This window comes from Oceanospirillum sediminis (assembly GCF_014164585.1).
GTDB lineage: Bacteria > Pseudomonadota > Gammaproteobacteria > Pseudomonadales > Halomonadaceae > Oceanospirillum > Oceanospirillum sediminis.
Genome location: NZ_JACJFM010000052.1, coordinates 1 through 16532, shown reverse-complemented (window position 1 = coordinate 16532; position 16532 = coordinate 1). Strand labels below are relative to the sequence as shown.

The window sequence follows — 16532 nt, the reverse complement described above, 5'->3', positions numbered from 1 at the left end:
GGGGCGTTATCTCTCAGTAAGTAAAAAGGAAACATCACTATGTCAGAAGTAACGATCACTCCGGCTCAGGCACTGGCTTCTCTGCAGACTGCGGTCGGCGCGCTGGTCGGTCAGGTACAGACCAAATTTGGTCAGATCGACGGCAGTATTACCGCACAGCTGAATGCGTCTATCTCGGATCTGCGTACCCAGCTGACCGGCACCGCCGATGTGGACAACGATACCCTGGGTAAGGTGGCCGGGCGTATTGATCAGCTGGAAGCCACGGTTCAGGCGCTGGATGCGACCTACGCCACGGATGCTGATCTGGCGCAGAAAATCTCCGATATCAATACAGCCTGGGCGGCGGCAGACAGCGATGTGCAGGCTCTGCTGGCCAATAAAATTGACGCAACGGCAGCACAGGCGCTGGCCGATGACTCCGTCGCTGCTGCAAAAACCTATACCGACCAGCAACTGGTGATTGCCCTGCAAGGGCTGACCACTGCGTTCAATAACGGCACGGCAACGCTGACGGCTCAATAACAATGGCCCGGTCACGGGTAATGATTAACCGGCAGACCTTCGGGTCTGCTCTGACAGGATAACGCTATGACGGAAGAAGAAGTCACGCTGTCAGGCCAGATCGCCGCACTGATTGAAGCGGTGGGTGGCTGGCAGTCTGAAGCGATGAAGGCTTTGCAGGATGCGCTGGCCAGTGCCGGTGGGGTGGATCAGGCGCAGCTGGCCACACTGATCAGCCAGTATTTAAACAGTGCCGGTACGCTGGATAATATCGCCACGGTGGTGGTTCAGAGCGAAGCCAGTACACAGAAGATTCAGCAGGAAGTGGATCAGCATCTGGCTGCCCCGGAAACGCTGGATAATATTGCCACGGTGGTGATTCAGAGCGCAGCCGGTACACAAAAGATTCAGCAGGAAGTGGATCAGCATCTGGCTGCCCCGGAAACGCTGGCAGCGGTCGCAACCGCTGTCGTGCAAAGCGATAGCACCGCACAGCAGATACAACAACTGATTGATCAGTATTCAGCGGCTGACGTCACCGACGCCGTGCGCCATGTTCTGCAGTACCTGCCGGATACCTCCGGTGCCACCGGAACCACCCTGGCCGATAATTACAGCAACGGGCAGAGCGTGACCTTCAGCCCGTCCGGGGCCAGCACACCATCGGGCGCTCCTGTGACCTGGCATCTGACCGATCTGGTCGGGGTGACTGCCGGATCAGCAGAAATCCCGGATGGCCAGAGTACACAGCTGACCTTTACCGGCCCCGGCAGCATGACCCTGACCGCGATGTCGAATAACGTCGCCGCCGTGCCACAGGTCTATACCTGGGGTGTCAGTGCCGGGGTGATGGCGAAACCATCTATTACCAGCCCGACCGCAGGTCTGACCGGTGTGGTATTACAGCCTGCGATTACCGCCAGTGCGTACTCTGTATCTCCGACGGGTTATGACACGCACCAGAAAAGCCAGTTTCAGGCATTGAATACCAGTGGGGCTGTGGTCTGGGACAGCGGCGAGATTGCCGCCACCACAGAGATTGCAGTAACAACAAACTGGCCAGCTGAGACAGAGCTGGATATTCGGGTGCGTTATCAGGGTTCGGTCCTGGGCTGGGGTGACTGGTCTGCTCTGGTTCGTATAACCACCCGGACTGCCGGAGGGCTGGGTTATGTGTATCCGGATGGCGGGATTGGCGGGCCGGTGGTCAATGGCTATCAGCTGATTGTTGCACCGTATGATCAGCGCAGTGCCGTCCGTCATGGTCTGTATTACACAGACACAACGTTACTGAATATCCACCGGGCGGATCTGGCTGATCCTCAATCGGGCTGGGACAACACGAATGAACTGATTAACGGTTACAGTGATGTCAGAGATAACTATGGCAGTACCGGGCCAGAGGCGGCGCTGTACTGCCGTAGCCTGGGGGCCGACTGGTTCCTGCCAAATAAAGAAGAACTGATTGCCATTTTTGCCGTTGCGGCAGAGATTGATGCGGCAGACACAAGACAGGGGCTGTCGGATAGTAGCCAGTATTTCTGGAGTTCCACTGAATATGATGAACTCAAAAACTGGTGTGTTAGCCCCAGTGATGGCTATCCTGATAATACTCTTCACCGGATGGGCATGAATCAGGTGCTTCCCGTTCGCCGCGAACCGGTCTGATCTCTCCGGCCTCTCCTGACATCTCTCCCTGATTCCCCAATCCAAGGAACCCTTATGAAATACGGACTGATCCTGAACGGTCAGATCGAATGCGACCCTGTGTCTGATCATACGATCCTGACCCGCAAAGCCGCCCAGATGGGCTTTAACCTGACTGAAACCACTTTTACCGAAGCCGTTGTCCAGCGCATTGCCAGCCGTGCCCTGTGGATTGTACCGGGCATTGAAGAGCGCCCACAGCCACCGGCCCCGACCGGCTATCGCGGCACTCTGACCGGCTGGCAGTACCAGCCGTCACACCCTCGCCTGCTGAGAACCATCACCTATACCGCCATGCCGTTTGACGACGCAGTAGCCGACACCCTGAATCACATTGCGGAACAACAGGACACCGCCCTGGCCCGTATCGAACACGGCTACACCGAACAGGAAGTGAAGACCTGGGCGCAGCAACAGGCGGAAGCCGCCGCCTGGACGGCAGACCATACCGCCAGCGTCCCGCTGATCGAAGGGCTGGCCCTGCGTCGGGGTGTCACCGTGGCTGTGGTGGTAGAAAAGATCAATGCCAAAGTCACGGCAGCCGCGACTATGACCGGCATTGTACTGGGCGATGCCCAGGCGGCGGGTGATCAGATTAATGCCCTTAAAGTACAGCATGAAACCGACACCCTGCCGGATGACTGGTTTGATCAGCTGCAGGCGATGGCCAGCGGCTGGCGTAAAAACTGGCCACCGGAACTGATGTAGCCACATCACCACAAAAAAACAGAACACTCACCATAAGCCCTGCGGGATAACCGGCAGGGCTTTTTTTATACCCGGAGTAAACATGGCTAAAACAGCGAAAGCCCCTCAGGTAAAAGAACCTGAAGCACAACCTGCAGAAGTGCAGCCCACAGAATCAGAACAGCCTCAGGTGGAGCCAGAACCCGATGACGGTAAAACCGTTTACATCGTTAATCGTGCCCACCGTGTAGGTGAACCCCAGCGCTGGTACAAACCCGGTGACACCGTCCGCCTGCTGCCCTGTGAAGCGCAATTCAGTCTGAACCGTGGCTGGTTACGCCGTGAAGGTGATCCGGCCCCGGTTGAAAAGAAACCGCCAGAAGATAAAGCCGATGCAGAGGAACAACCAGAGCCTGAGCCAACAGACAAGCCCTCTGCCCCTGCCACCAACACCAAACCCAAGGAATAAGCCATGCCATTAAATCCCGCTTTTGAACGCAACGGCATCAGCATTATTACCTCTGAGCCGTTCCCGCCTCTGGGACCTCCTGGGGCCGATGTGGTGTGCCTGATTGGCACCGCCCCGGACAAACACGCCTCCGTGCAATACAACGTGCCAGTGCGTATTGCTAACTCTGGCCACTGGCGTCTGATTGACAGCACCGGTGATGAACGGGGTTCCCTGATTCACGCCATCATGAAAACCCATGAGCAAACACAGGTGGTGATTTATGCCATCGTGGTGGAAGAGGGCGCTGATTTTGACGCGACCACCGCCAATATTATTGGCGGGCGTGACCCGACCACCAATCAGCGTCTGGGTATAGCGGCAGCCCGTGAATGCACAGAGCGCCCGACGATTATTGCTGCACCGGGTTTCAGCCACCAGAAGGCGGTTATCGACCAGATGGCAGCAATGGGGGCTGTAATGCGCGCCCGAGTCGTAGCCGACGGCCTGTCCACTACGCCAGAAGAGCAAATCGCTTTTCTGGAAACGCTGGGCGGCGAAGGCTCCAACTATGACCGGGTTTATATGGTGGAACCGGCGGTCAGTATCTACAGCCGAAAAGCCAGAGGTGACATTTTAGTACCGGCCTCTGTGGTGGCTGTCGGTGCACTGGCATCGGTTAAACAGTGGGAATCACCGGGTAATCAGTCGCTGCCTATTAACGGGACTGCTCATACCATTGAATACGGCATCATGGATGAAACCAGTGAAGCCAATCTGCTACAGAAATATGGCTGTGCGGTTATCTGTCATACCAGCATGGGGGGCTGGTCCCTGATTGGTAATCGTACCGTAACGGGTAAATTTATCAGTTACGTCGGTCTGGAAGATGCCATCTGCCGCAAGCTGGAAGAAACCAGTCAGCGCTACATGGCTAAGAACATGACGAAGTCATTCTGGGATCAGACGATCCGGCGCATCAATGGCTTCCTCAAAGACCTGATTGCCTCTGAAATTATCCCCGGCGGGGAAGTCTACCTGCACCCTGAACTGAACACCGCCAGCCGCTATCAGAACGGCAGCTGGTATATCGTGTTCGATTATGGCCGTTACGCGCCGAATGAGCACATGATCTACCACGTAAACGCGAAGGAAAAATACGTGGAAGAGTATCTGGAAAATGTATTAGGAGAACAGGCTAATGGCTGAGGTTCGCGCAATTGAGGCATTCCGCTGCCTTATTAACGGCCTGCCTTTTATGGCTGAAGTGGAAGGCTACACCCCGCCTGAAGTCAAAAAGAAAATGGAAGAAACCCGAGGCGGGCGTTTTGTGGTCAACAAAATAATGACCGGGCTGGAAGCTATGGAAGGCCAGCTGACTCTGATAGGGGCCACGGATGAAATGCTGCTGTCCTTTGGGGTGGAAGTGGACAGCTACTCAGAAATTACCGTGCTGGCATCCTCGCTGGATCAGCAGAAAAACAAAATCCCCCTGCGCTGGGAACACACCTGCGAAGTCACCAATATTAAATCGGAAACGATTAAAGGCGGGCTGTACAAGCACACCATCGACTTTACCTGTCGGGCTTTCAAACACATGGATAACGGCAAGATCATTCACGACATTGACGAACCCACCATGAAAGCCGTGATCTTCGGCAAAGACCATATGGAAAAACACCGGGCCAATCTGGAAATGTAACCCTGCCCGTTCGCCCTGTTTTAGCCGGTCTCAGCACCGGCTTTTTTGTATCTGATGATTAAGGAAACCCTATGGAACCCATCTGGCAAGACCTGAACATTACCCTTTACGTTCCGCTGCAGCGGGACAACGGAGAAAAGCACGACACCCTGACCCTGAAAATGATAACCCGGAACCAGCATCAAACCCTGCTGAAAGAACACGAAGGCGACAACTGGAGCTTTTACCGGGCGCTGATCAAACTGGGAGCAGAACTGAGTGATCAGGAACTGAATAACCTGACCGGCCCGGACTTTAACAGCCTGTGCGAACAGGCCGACCTGGCCTATGGGATGGGCAGTGATTACTGGTTTGAAAAACTGATCTGGGCCGACCTGCCAAAAAGCGAACAGAAAAAGCAGGAACGCAAATACCACACCCCGGACTCACTGCCACTGCTGATACCGGTGCAAACCATAAAGCACGGTGAAACGGACTACCTGCCGCTGACACTGCCCACAGTGGGCGCAATCAACGCCATGTACAGCGTACCAGAAGACCAGCAGGAAGCCTTTATTATCCAGAGCGTCACCGGCCTGATGGAAGATGAACTGGATAACCTGAGCGTACCAGATGGCAAAAGCCTGTACCTGAGGGTGGCTGATTTTTTGTCAAAAACCGGGGATCACTTCTCAGCCCTGACGACATCGAAACCCTGACCGACCTGATCGTGCTCAACACCCCGGCCAGTGATGAACAGATAGCAAGCTGGCCTGCCGATACCGCATTAAGACGTTACCACCAGTTGATCAAACAGCTAAAACACAAGAGACAATAAATAACCGGTGCAACGGCTTATCATTGAAGTGAGCAATCAGGCTCAATTGTGCTGAACACTCAGTTTCAAACCTAACGCTGAAACCACCTTTTGAACCGTTTCATAACGAGGCTTAGCGTCCGCATGCAAAGCTTTGTACAGGCTCTCTCTCGACATGCCGGTTTGCTCGGCTATAGCCGTCATACTGCGTGCTCGGGCAATGGTGCCAAGAGCCTGTAAAAATGCGCTGGTATCCTCTTCCTCTAAAACAGCGGTCAGATACTCTGCAATAGCTTCTTCGCTATCCAGATAATCAGCGGCATCAAAGGGCTGTAACTCATTCATTGGGTTATTCCTTAATCTCTTTGGCCAGCTTTTTGGCCTGTTTTATATCTTTGACCTGTGTGCTTTTGTCGCCACCACAAAGCAGCAAGTAAATAACCTGTCCCCTTTGCGTGTAATACACCCGATAACCGGGGCCTGTATGGATACGCATCTCATGGACACCATCGCCTACAGGCTTGCAATCACCAAAGTTTCCTTGTTGCGCTTGCTCAATACGGCGAACGATACGCGCTCGGGCACCCAGATTCTTTAAGCCCATTAGCCACTGGTCAAAAACATCCGTTCTTAAAAGAGTATTCATGCTTTAAGTGTATCCTACTGGATACAGAGTGCTCAACTATTACCATCAACTAATCAAGCAGCCTGAAAAAGGAGACTGCCACTATGACCATCGCATTTTACAAAGACACAGGTATTCAGTTTGAAGAGATCGAAGGACAACCTTGCGCCACCGCTCAGAATATTGGTGAGGTGCTGGGCTACAAAAATGCTGACGAAGATATTCAGGCACTTTACCAGCGTCATCAAGATGAATTCGATCCCGATATGATTCAAGAAGTGCCTGTTATAACAGCAGGGGGTGTGGAGCATACAAGACTGTTTTCACTCCGGGGCGTAAGCCTGCTTGTTATGCTGTCAGAACAGCAAGAAGCCGGAGCCTTCAGGGAAAGGATACTGAGTTTTACTGCTGAGCAGCTGAGCCGAATGTGCTAAAAGTATGCCCGCTACGGGCATACCAGCCTAAAAAAGTCTTCCCTTTGATCATCATTTTGGAGTGTTATGATAATATAAGGAGTATGTTTAAATAATATAATATCAAGGATGCAATAAAATGAAGCAAGAGTTCTTCTGGCCAATTTACTCGCAGATTGAAAAGGAATTTATAGAAGTCAGCTACTGTATTAATATTGATTGCCATCAGCTGAATGTTTATTCAATAAAGATTGCAGACCTCATACTGAGGACTGTTTCGGAATGTGAAAATATAGCAAAAGCTATTTGTAAAAGAGAAGGATCTGAGTTTTTAGATAAAAAAGGCAACCCGATTAGAAGAACATATTTTCCTCATTATATGGACGCTATAGACAGTATTTTTTCTATAAAATCAAAGCTGGTAAGCTTTGATTTTGATAATGCGGATGAGAATACCTTTGATCAAAAATTAATGCCATTCTACAGAGAAAAAGATGGTGACTCTCTTAAGAAATGGTCTTGGTATGATGCTTACAATGCTATTAAACATGATAGAGTGGAGAATTATAGAAAGGCAAATTTGAATAATCTTATAAATGCTATGGCTGCTCTTTTCTTACTTAATATTTATTATAGCGATAAGGTTGTCTATGATGCAGATGGGTTTGATTCTTATAAGCTAATGGAGCCAATTGATCAGCTTTCTAAAGTGTTTTCTATTCAATGGTCAATAGACCTATCTTCTTATGATGGTCGAAGTATAGGTGACGATAAAGTCGGCTTTTTTGATCCTGTAAGTTATGCTAGAGTCGCGTCTGAGTTTTCAACTTATCTTATTAGCTATGATCAGTTTGTAAAAACAGATTCGGATAAAGGGTATGATTTCTTACAGCAGCTTCAATCTTCTATAGTGATAGCAAATGAAGACGGATCTTTTACGAAAGCGTATGAGGATATCGAGCCTACTGATAAGAAAACACTAGTCAAAGCCGTTGCTCGTATTCCTAGGGCTAAGTAGGTACACAATATTTTTTCCTACATACAGCCCGTATTTTCCGGCCTCATCGGCCGGAAAATATTGGAATATTTATGTTTGGGTACTTAGTGGGCCGACATTTGACATCATTTATCGATAGCCCTAATATCAGGGCTGAGGCGTGAGAACCTCAATACAAGCGTTCATCCAGCCACGATAGTGTTGGTTTTTTTATGCCTGAAATTTGGCAAAATCCCTGCCCGAGTTGCGCCCGTAGTGTGCCAGTTTGGTCGGGAGGGCGACGAATAAAATACCCTTCGGGGGAATAAGTCCGCAGCTCTTGTATGCTGTTCTCAACCTCCTGACATCAGTCTATTTCCGTGAGAAGAAATACAAGGAGGCCTGCTATGGCTGCTCAAATCTCTACCGTGAATTTTCATGGTCAATCTCTTTCTGTAATCTCCCAAAATAATCAGCTGTATGTCGCTATGAGACCGGTATGCGAAAATATTGGGCTTCAATGGCAATCGCAATTTAATCGAATAAAACGTGATGAGGTTTTGAATTCAACTGTATTCATGATGAATACAGTTGCCGAAGATGGTAAGAACCGTAAGCTTCTGTGTTTGCCATTGGAGTATTTAAATGGCTGGCTTTTTGGTGTTGATGAAAAGCGAGTCAAGCCAGAAATCAAAGGTCGCCTGATTCAGTATAAAAGAGAGTGCTATCAGGTTTTAGCAGATTATTGGCAGGGCAGCTTGCCACAGAGTTCTCAGCGCTTAATCGGCAAGAAAGGTCATAAGTGTCTGTCGGATTTGATTGAGGGTAAAACCAGTCATCTGATGGGTAAGGCGAAAACGTCGGCTAAGTCGAGACTCTGGGCGCAGGTGCGTAAGGCGTATGGGGTGGATGTGGCGGCGGATATTCCTGCGGATCAGTTGGATAGCGCCCGGCAGTTTGTAGGCAGTTATGTGCTGGAGGGGGATTATTTGCCTGCTGAGCCTCAGCAGGTGGCGATGCCGTTGGAGGTTACGGCGTTTTCCCCTAAGCGGATGCCTTCTGAGTTTGATCGCAGGCATGGCCGTTTAGCCGCTGAGCAGTTGCATGATTGTGGCTGGAATCTGGATCTGTTATGGGCCGTGAAATGGCTTAAAGAGCATGAAGGTCAGACCGTCCGGTTAGAGCCTGGCATTGCCGATCAGTTATCACTGGAGTTGAATTCGGTATTGTACTGGTATGAGAGTTACCGCAATCGCCTGTCGTCTATTTATCAGGAAGCGAAAATTGCCGCCCCGCGTTCAGCGTTGATTCGGTAAGTGGGTAAACATGAAACCCGCCTCGGCGGGTTTTGATAATCTCTGATTGAAAATTATATAATTAAGGTATAATTTTTAAGCTATGAATGATTTTGAGTTCGACGAAAACAAGAGCGCTTCTAATCTGGATAAGCATGGTATTGATTTTGTTCAGGCTCAAAGGTTGTGGGATGACCCAGGTCTGATTGAAATTCAGGCAAACTCTGAAGGTGAACCCCGTGCGTTAGTGATTGGTAAGATCAGCGAAAAACACTGGTCTGGGGTAATCACTTATCGGGGCGATAATATCAGGATTATTTCCGTCAGGCGTTCTCGTAAGTCAGAGGTGATGTTGTATGAAGGCTGAAGAATTTGATGCAAAGTTTGATGATGGTGAAGAGGACATCATCGGTGATCTGGATCTTTCCACCCTCAAGCGCCCTAATCAGGAACAGAAACGTGTGAATGTGGATTTTCCTGCCTGGATGGTTGAGTCTCTGGATCAGGAAGCGGCTCGGATCGGGGTTACTCGGCAGTCTATTATTAAGGTCTGGCTGGCTGAGCGATTAGAACAGCAGGCTGCGAATAAGGCTGCGTTACGGTCTGGTCATTAAAAGTTCAGTAGTGTGATAGAAACCCGCCGAGGCGGGTTTGCTTTATGCGCTGGCAGCCAGTGGGGTGATGTGGCTGAGTACTGTTTGAAGTTTTTGTTCTTCTATTTTCAGGTCATAAGCCTGTTGCAGGTTAAGCCAGGATTGAGCGTCACCACCAAAATAACGGGCGAGTCTTAGTGCGGTATCCGGTGTTACGGCACGCTCCTGTTTTACAATGGCGTGTATCCGGGTGGCCGGTACTTGTAAGGCAATAGCCAGTGCGTTAGCCGACATGCCCAGAGGTTCCAGGTATTCTTCCTGAAGGATTTCTCCGGGGTGAATGGCTCTCATTTTATTGGTTGGCATAATTCGTCCCCTTAGTGGTAATCAACAATTTCGACATCAGCCGGGCCGTCGTGATCCCAGCGAAAGCAAATTCTGAATCAATGCCTCTGTAATTGTAAGTTTAGTTTTCTTACCGAAAGGCTGGCGGGTCGGTCGGGGGATGGGTTAGTATTACTTGTATTGGTTGTTGAGTCTCTAATGTAACAACTTTGGCTGATACAGGTGATCCTATGATTTTTAACAGAATGGTATTTACCGCTAAATCTGCTGTAGCCGGTTCAGGGCTGGCCTTTGCTGTGGTGGGTGGTATCAGCTTTGCTGTAGCGTTACCTGATTCCGTATTTTTTGCCGGTGCTGCCTTGGGTGGTGTGGCCGGTGCGGTGCTGGGTCTATCGGCTCGTGACGTCTGAGGCGTTAGCGTTTATCTATCGCCCGACCGGAGCGGATGAGATCGGGCAGTTCTATACTTTTTGGTTTAGTCTGTATTTTTCTATTCATGTTATATGGGATATTGTGTCCCGACATACGCCACCATTCTTCCTTGATAATCTTAAAAGCAAAGTCTCTGAAACCTTTAATGCGCTGACCTTCACGTCCAGTCTTTATATTATTTTCCTTGTTGTTCAGGGGCGTTATAACTCGCTGGGAACGGATGCTATTTTGCCGCTGTTCTATTCTGGAGCCATTGGTTTAGTGGCCTCTGTATCAGCCTTGCAACCTTATGATTCAAAACAAGTGATAGCTGAACAGCAGCAATCAGAGAAAGAAGATGCCTGATAAATAAAATCTTCAGGCAGATCAAATCACAACCCGCCATCTGGCGGGTTTTTTTATGCCCGGAGAAAAGTATGAGTGCCACTAAATACAACCTGACGCTGGTCGGCGTAAACAAAATGTCTCCGGCGATTAAGGGTGCGGCAGCCGATGCCAGAAGCCTGACCGATATTCTGAAGGAGCAACGGCAGGAGGCTAAAAAGCTGAATGCCACTCAGAAGAGTCTGGCTGAGTATGCGGGCCTGCGTAAAAATCTGGCGGCAACCCTGTCGGATTTTCGTAAGAACCGGCAGGCGTTAAAGGGGCTGGCCACAGAAAAAGAGCTGGCTGAAGGCAAGGTGAAAAGCCTGGCTCTGGAAAAGTCGAAGCTGACCCGCAAGCTGAAACGTCTGTCTGATGAGATGGAAGGCGGGGCGTACAATGCGGCTGAGTTGTCAGAAGAGTATGCGCTGGTTCGTAAGCAGGCCGATGCCCTGGGAGATCAGCTGGAGTCAGAGCGGGCTAATATTAAAAGACTGGGTGCCGCTTTCGATGAGGCCAGTCAGAAATCCGATGATTTTAAAAACAGCATTGATAAACAGCGTCAGTCCCTCAACCGGTTAGAGGATGAGTTGCAGGATGCTGGCATCGATACCGGCAATTTAGCCCGTGAGCAGGCCCGGTTAGAGCGGGAGGTTAACGCCAGTAATCAGGCACTGGCCACTCAGAAAGACCGGCTGAAAACTCTGTCTGCGGCCCGTTCCAGAATGGCGGTGGCAGATACCCGTATGGCCGATGCCCAGTCAGATACTGCCGGGGCGGCGGCGATGCTGGCCACGGCGGTGATTCCTGTGGTCAGAGCGGTGACGATGGAAGCGGCGATGGCCGATGTCACCAAGGTGGTGGATTTTGACGAGGGGGAGGATAAAGCCTTTCAGAGCCATCTGCAGCGTTTAGCGGTGGATGTGAATATCCCGCCAGAGCAGCTGACTCAGATTGCCTCGGCTGCCGGTCAGTCCGGTATTAAAAAAGAGGATCTGGCCGGGTTTACCGGGGCCGCTGCTCGTATGGGTGTGGCCTTTGATATGGAAGCGGCAGAAGCCGGTGAGACGATGGCCGCCTGGCGGGCCGGTATGGGACTGAACCAGCAGCAGGCAGAACAGCTGGCTGATGCGGTGAATCATGTCTCTAACAACATGAACGCTAAGGCGCGGGATATTTCCGGGGTGCTGAAACGTCAGGGGGCTGTGGCCACGGCATCTGGTATGACTGAAACCCAGACCGCCAGTTTAGCCGGTGCTCTGCTGGCCGGTGGTGCGTCTGAGGAAGTCGCGGCCACCACTCTGAAAAACCTGCTCGGAGCATTAACTAAAGGCGAAGCGGCCACCAGTGGCCAGAAAGATGCCCTGGCTGATCTGGGGTTAGATTCCGGGGCGCTGGCCGTTGATATGCAGACCGATGCGGTCGGTACAGTAAAAGAGGTATTCGCAGCGCTGGCCGATGCGCCGGTGGAAAAACAGTCTGCCCTGATCAGTCAGATCTTTGGTGAAGAATCCAAAGGCGGGATTATGCCCCTGCTGAAAAATCAGCAGTTGCTACAGCAAGCCTTTGAACTGACCTCAAAAAAGAGTGAGTACGAAAACTCAGCGTTAGAGGAATACGAAAACCGGGCCAGTGTCTCTGAGCACCGGCTGGGTTCCGCCTGGCGGGCGATGGATCGACTGGGTATTGTGCTGGGGGATTCCATTCTGCCGGTGGTGGCTCCCGTGGCCGATGGTGTGGCCTGGGTCGCTGGTGGTCTGGCGGATGTGGCTGAAGCCGGTGGTTTGGTGACCACGGGTGTGACCGGATTGGCTGCCGCTTATGTCGGTTATAAAACCATCATGTTTGGCTGGCAACTGGCATCCGCTAAGGTGGAGCAATGGCGGGCACAATCAGCCCTTAAAACCGCTGAAAAAGAATCGAAACTGGCCGATGCCACGGATGAAACAGCAGATAAAGCCTGTCTGGCCACGCGGGCGCTGGAACGCTTTAACCGGGCGTTAGGCCGTACAGCCAGTATTGAACCGGGTGGAGGTGAGGGGCAGAAAGAGTCAGACCGTAGGCGAGGCGGTGCTACTGAGCGTGATCTGCCGGATGGGAGGGATAGCCGTGATGGTAATGATAGCCGTGGCCATAGAGACTCTGACCCGGATCGGCGCGGACGGCAGGATACAGAGCCGGATAAAAAACCGGGTCAATACGATGATTCAGGAGAGCGAAAAGAGACCCGCAAGCCCCGGAGTAAACGGGGTAGACTGGCCGGATTAGCCGTTAAAGGCTGGGCCGCTGCTAAGGATCTGGGACATCTGGCTCTGGAGCAATTAGCTGGAGGGCTGGCTGGCCCGGCATCGATGAGCAGCTTTGCCGGTGGTCGTGGTGCTGATCATCGTTCGACCTCTCGTTCTGAAAGACAGCATACATCGGAGCGTCACCGGGCGACTGAATCGCACCTGTCATCGGAGCGAACCTCCCAACCCCATACCGAAAGTCGTCATGCTTATTCCTCTGCAGAGGCGACAAAAACCAGCAACGAATCCAGTCACAGCACTGAATCCAGTAACAGCACAGAATCAGACCGTTATACAGAATCCGAAAGCGAACACACCAGTGTTTTCCGTCGGGCGGTGGACTGGCTTAAACCGCTGGCCGGTTTAGGTGCCGGTGCGGCCACTATGCTGGTCGCTCCGGAAGCGGTGGCCGATACGCTGGATGCTGCCGGTGATTTTACCGGTACGGCCACGGATGTGCTCGGGGCCTTGTCTGGTTCAGCCGGTGATCTGCTGGGCATGGCCGGTAAGGTGATCCGGCCTTTAGATACGGTAATTCAGTCTGGCAGTCTGGTATCGGCAGTCGCTTCCGGTGATGAGATGGAAGCCGCTGCGACCGTGGGGGATATAGCCGGTGGCTGGGGAGGTGCTGCCGGTGGTGCCGCTGCCGGTGCGGCCATTGGTTCTATCGTGCCTGTGATTGGTACGGGCATCGGTGCGGCCATTGGTGCCGGTCTGGGTGGCTGGTTTGGTGGTGATGCCGGTAGCTGGGCGGCGACTAAAGTAATGGAATGGTTCCGTTCAGATTCTGAGAGTGAAGCCAATAACGCCACGAATCAGACCCTGATCGCGGATCAGTCGTCATCGAGCACGGCTGAATCATCTGCAGAAAGCACACAGACAAATACTGTCAGCCATCTTAACACCGGGCTGAAAACTGCTCTGAAAACAGAGTTGCGGGATACTCCCCTGAAACAGCAACTGGCTGAAGCTGATGAAGAGGCCGGATCAATGGTGACCGGTAGTGCCCTGCAGCAGATCCATCAGGAGATTCAGCAGGCAAACGCCAGTCAGCAAAGTACCGCCAGTGATGAAAAGGTCGTGAACTTTCAGCCGAATATTACCATTAACGCGGCTCCCGGAAGCAATGCCGAACAGATCGCAGAACTGGCCCTGCAGAAAATGCGGGAGCTGATGGCTACGCAACTGTTACCGGCCCTGAATCCAACCCTGCCCGGAAGACTGGATGACAGCATGGAAACCATGTCATGAGACAACAACTCGCCATTGGCGATTTTATCTTCAGTGTCTATCAGGACACTGACTACGAGACCTGGACCCGCACGGCAGAATCCGGCATCGCCACCATTGACCGGGCGGGCCAGCATCCGGCCACACAGCGAACCGGAATGCCACTGCAGACTATCAGCCTGAACGGGCAGATTCTGGGCAATACCGGCAGCAGTAAACTGGATCGCCTCCGGGGTTTTATTAACAAAGAACCTCAGATGGTGGTGAAAGGGGATGGCACGGTGCTGGATCTGTGGACGGTCACGCGCGTGACAGAAACCGGCAATCGTCTGATTGATGACGGTACTGCCCTGAAGACTACCTTTCAGGTTGACCTGCAGGAGTACAAACCCTGATGAGCGGAATATATAAAACTATTCGCACGGTTCACGGGGATACCGTGGATCGCCTGCTGTGGCAGGAATTAGGCCGTAATGATGAAGAGATTACCGATGCTTTCTGGCGACTGAACGAACAGGCGGCAGAGCAGGGACCCATCTTTAACAGCGGGGTGATCCTGCATCTTCCGGAACTGCCGAAAGAGCCTGAAGTCACGCGCATTATGTCATGGGATTAGGGGCTTGGGATTAGAAGCTTGGGATTAGGTGCCTGGATTAAGGAGAGAATATGGCAGAGATCAGAGACTTAACCCCGGTTTGTGAGATCACCGGCGCTGTGGCCGCTATTGCCCAGCCCCGGTTGATTAGCTGTACTGTGGTAGATGCGGCGGGCATGGAATCTGACAGCATTACCATTGTCATCGCCGCTGGAGACATTGGTGCCTGGCCTGAGACCGGTCAGATTATCGGCTGCAGAATGGGATATAAAGAAGGCAAGGTGGTGGATCTGGGGCGGTTCAAACTGCAGCGGGTCAGTCAGACCCTGTACCCGAACACTCTGACCATGACGGGCACGGCTGCGCGGTTTGATGCCAAAGACCCAACTGAGTTAAAACGGGCGCAGTCGAAAAGCTGGATGAATACCACCATTGGCGGCATCGTCAGCGAAATTGCCGGGCGGCATGGCTTCAGCCCGAGAATACACGGCAGCTTAGGTGGTCTGCCGGTTGAGCATATGGACCAGACAGAGGAAACGGATCTGAAGTTTCTGCACCGGCTGGCGGATCTGCATGATGCGGTGTGTAAGCCGGTGGATTCATTATTAGTGTTTGCTCCCCGTGGACAGGTAAAGACCATGACCGGCAGAGTACTGGAGCCGGTTAATATCCAGCACCCTCCGGAAAATACACCGACTCATCCGGGGTATGTTACGGGTACGGTATCCGGGCCAGAGAAGCGCCAGTTTAATGGTTGTACCGCACACTGGTACGACAATGAAAAAGCAGAGGAAATAAAAGAAGAGGTCGGCGGTACACCCCGTAAAAGGCTGCCGGATCGGTATGATTCAAAAGCAAAGGCAATGGATGCGATTAAGGCGGAGATGCACCGGATAACCCGGCAGGGTGATCACCTGAGTCTGAACTGCCCTGGTAATCCTATGCTGGCAGCAGAATGCCTGCTCAGCATGAGCGGTTTTCCTATTGAGAGAATGTCTGGCCAGTGGTCGATTGATCGGGTGACGCACACGTTTAACGGGAGTTACCGGTGTAGTGTGAATGCTACAAGGCCAGTGTAAAATGTTGAAGGATATTGCGGTGCTTTGAGATGAAGGGTTTTGTCAAAAGGCATACGTAACCCTTTGATTTTTGTAGGGCTGGCGAGGTGGTTTTTGAATGGTTGGTAAGTATCTCTTACGTGATTAACTTATTGATTTTTAAGGCTTTGCTTTCTGCCCTGTAATCATAAATGGTCTGTACGGTACATTGACCGTAACCTATTGATTTTATAAGGGGAAATTTCATACCCCAAAATCCCCCCAAAATAACCCCAAAACCCCTCCTGTGAAAAACAGGAGGAAGTTTTTCTGGGGCAGCAACATAATCCATCCTTATTCCAATCCAGTTTTTACAATGATGTAGTCATGACCACGGACATCGGCATAAGTAGTCAGCCCTGAAAAAGTCAGGTTTCTATCTAACCGAGCATCGGTTGGCTTTATTGCTCCAGGAAATAAAGCCAACTGATTTTCT

The 16532-nt window shown here is 51.6% G+C and carries 21 protein-coding genes; 18 read left to right on the top strand and 3 right to left on the bottom strand.

The annotated features are described in order from the left end of the window. Positions 1 to 39 precede the first annotated feature (39 nt). The 7 genes from H4O21_RS22470 (at position 40) to H4O21_RS22440 (ending at position 5746) form a co-directional block, all read left to right on the top strand. A complete protein-coding gene (locus H4O21_RS22470) occupies positions 40 to 525 on the top strand; it encodes a hypothetical protein (protein WP_182811513.1) in 486 nt (161 codons plus the stop codon). A gap of 66 nt (positions 526 to 591) precedes the next feature. Next, positions 592 to 2172, top strand: coding sequence for an Lcl C-terminal domain-containing protein (locus tag H4O21_RS22465; protein ID WP_182811510.1), 1581 nt, complete (start codon positions 592 to 594; stop codon positions 2170 to 2172). Positions 2173 to 2226: 54 nt separating this feature from the next. Further along, positions 2227 to 2919 carry a hypothetical protein gene (locus tag H4O21_RS22460; protein WP_182811507.1) on the top strand — a complete coding sequence of 231 codons (693 nt, stop codon included), beginning with the start codon at positions 2227 to 2229 and terminating at the stop codon, positions 2917 to 2919. 82 nt (positions 2920 to 3001) lie between these two features. Then, a complete protein-coding gene (locus tag H4O21_RS22455; protein ID WP_182811505.1) occupies positions 3002 to 3367 on the top strand; it encodes a hypothetical protein in 366 nt (121 codons plus the stop codon). Positions 3368 to 3370: 3 nt separating this feature from the next. Next, on the top strand, positions 3371 to 4555 hold the full coding sequence (locus H4O21_RS22450; RefSeq protein ID WP_182811502.1) for a phage tail sheath protein: 1185 nt from the start codon (positions 3371 to 3373) through the stop codon (positions 4553 to 4555). Further along, positions 4548 to 5048: a phage major tail tube protein gene (locus tag H4O21_RS22445; protein WP_182811500.1), complete on the top strand. Its 501-nt coding sequence runs from the start codon at positions 4548 to 4550 to the stop codon at positions 5046 to 5048. The genes H4O21_RS22450 and H4O21_RS22445 overlap by 8 nt, the downstream gene beginning before the upstream one ends. Positions 5049 to 5119: 71 nt before the next feature. Beyond that, a complete protein-coding gene (locus H4O21_RS22440; protein WP_182811497.1) occupies positions 5120 to 5746 on the top strand; it encodes a phage tail assembly protein in 627 nt (208 codons plus the stop codon). 161 nt (positions 5747 to 5907) lie between these two features. Here H4O21_RS22440 and H4O21_RS22435 read toward each other — a convergent pair whose 3' ends face one another. Both H4O21_RS22435 and H4O21_RS22430 read right to left on the bottom strand, forming a co-directional pair. Then, positions 5908 to 6189 (bottom strand): addiction module antidote protein, encoded by a 282-nt coding sequence (locus tag H4O21_RS22435; protein WP_182811494.1) that lies wholly within the window; start codon positions 6187 to 6189, stop codon positions 5908 to 5910. A gap of 4 nt (positions 6190 to 6193) precedes the next feature. After that, positions 6194 to 6490 carry a type II toxin-antitoxin system RelE/ParE family toxin gene (locus tag H4O21_RS22430; protein ID WP_182811492.1) on the bottom strand — a complete coding sequence of 99 codons (297 nt, stop codon included), beginning with the start codon at positions 6488 to 6490 and terminating at the stop codon, positions 6194 to 6196. An 83-nt stretch (positions 6491 to 6573) separates the two neighbouring features. On the opposite strand from H4O21_RS22430, the gene H4O21_RS22425 reads away from it, so the two are divergent. The 5 genes from H4O21_RS22425 (at position 6574) to brnA (ending at position 9767) form a co-directional block, all read left to right on the top strand. Continuing rightward, on the top strand, positions 6574 to 6903 hold the full coding sequence (locus tag H4O21_RS22425; protein ID WP_182811489.1) for a BRO family protein: 330 nt from the start codon (positions 6574 to 6576) through the stop codon (positions 6901 to 6903). A 118-nt stretch (positions 6904 to 7021) separates the two neighbouring features. Continuing rightward, positions 7022 to 7900 carry a hypothetical protein gene (locus H4O21_RS22420; protein ID WP_182811486.1) on the top strand — a complete coding sequence of 293 codons (879 nt, stop codon included), beginning with the start codon at positions 7022 to 7024 and terminating at the stop codon, positions 7898 to 7900. Between the two features lie 365 nt (positions 7901 to 8265). Next, positions 8266 to 9174: a phage antirepressor N-terminal domain-containing protein gene (locus H4O21_RS22415; protein WP_182811483.1), complete on the top strand. Its 909-nt coding sequence runs from the start codon at positions 8266 to 8268 to the stop codon at positions 9172 to 9174. 82 nt (positions 9175 to 9256) lie between these two features. Next, positions 9257 to 9520, top strand: a complete 264-nt coding sequence (locus tag H4O21_RS22410; RefSeq protein ID WP_182811480.1) for a BrnT family toxin — start codon at positions 9257 to 9259, stop codon at positions 9518 to 9520. Next, positions 9510 to 9767: a type II toxin-antitoxin system BrnA family antitoxin gene (gene brnA, locus H4O21_RS22405; protein ID WP_182811477.1), complete on the top strand. Its 258-nt coding sequence runs from the start codon at positions 9510 to 9512 to the stop codon at positions 9765 to 9767. Before H4O21_RS22410 ends, brnA begins: the two co-directional genes overlap by 11 nt. A gap of 42 nt (positions 9768 to 9809) precedes the next feature. Here the strand turns inward: brnA and H4O21_RS22400 are convergent, their stop codons facing one another. Continuing rightward, complete coding sequence (locus H4O21_RS22400; protein WP_182811474.1) at positions 9810 to 10112, bottom strand: HigA family addiction module antitoxin; 303 nt, start codon at positions 10110 to 10112, stop codon at positions 9810 to 9812. Between the two features lie 209 nt (positions 10113 to 10321). On the opposite strand from H4O21_RS22400, the gene H4O21_RS22395 reads away from it, so the two are divergent. The 6 genes from H4O21_RS22395 (at position 10322) to H4O21_RS22370 (ending at position 16078) form a co-directional block, all read left to right on the top strand. Further along, positions 10322 to 10501, top strand: coding sequence for a hypothetical protein (locus H4O21_RS22395; RefSeq protein WP_182811472.1), 180 nt, complete (start codon positions 10322 to 10324; stop codon positions 10499 to 10501). Beyond that, positions 10491 to 10868, top strand: coding sequence for a hypothetical protein (locus H4O21_RS22390; protein ID WP_182811469.1), 378 nt, complete (start codon positions 10491 to 10493; stop codon positions 10866 to 10868). Before H4O21_RS22395 ends, H4O21_RS22390 begins: the two co-directional genes overlap by 11 nt. 71 nt (positions 10869 to 10939) lie before the next feature. After that, positions 10940 to 14425, top strand: coding sequence for a phage tail tape measure protein (locus H4O21_RS22385; protein ID WP_182811464.1), 3486 nt, complete (start codon positions 10940 to 10942; stop codon positions 14423 to 14425). Next, positions 14422 to 14799 carry a phage tail protein gene (locus H4O21_RS22380; RefSeq protein WP_182811461.1) on the top strand — a complete coding sequence of 126 codons (378 nt, stop codon included), beginning with the start codon at positions 14422 to 14424 and terminating at the stop codon, positions 14797 to 14799. Before H4O21_RS22385 ends, H4O21_RS22380 begins: the two co-directional genes overlap by 4 nt. After that, the gene (locus H4O21_RS22375; RefSeq protein WP_182811458.1) at positions 14799 to 15020 is read left to right on the top strand and encodes a tail protein X; all 222 of its coding nucleotides are present in this window, start codon (positions 14799 to 14801) and stop codon (positions 15018 to 15020) included. The genes H4O21_RS22380 and H4O21_RS22375 overlap by 1 nt, the downstream gene beginning before the upstream one ends. Before the next feature lie 50 nt (positions 15021 to 15070). Beyond that, positions 15071 to 16078 carry a contractile injection system protein, VgrG/Pvc8 family gene (locus tag H4O21_RS22370; protein ID WP_182811455.1) on the top strand — a complete coding sequence of 336 codons (1008 nt, stop codon included), beginning with the start codon at positions 15071 to 15073 and terminating at the stop codon, positions 16076 to 16078. Positions 16079 to 16532 lie beyond the last annotated feature (454 nt).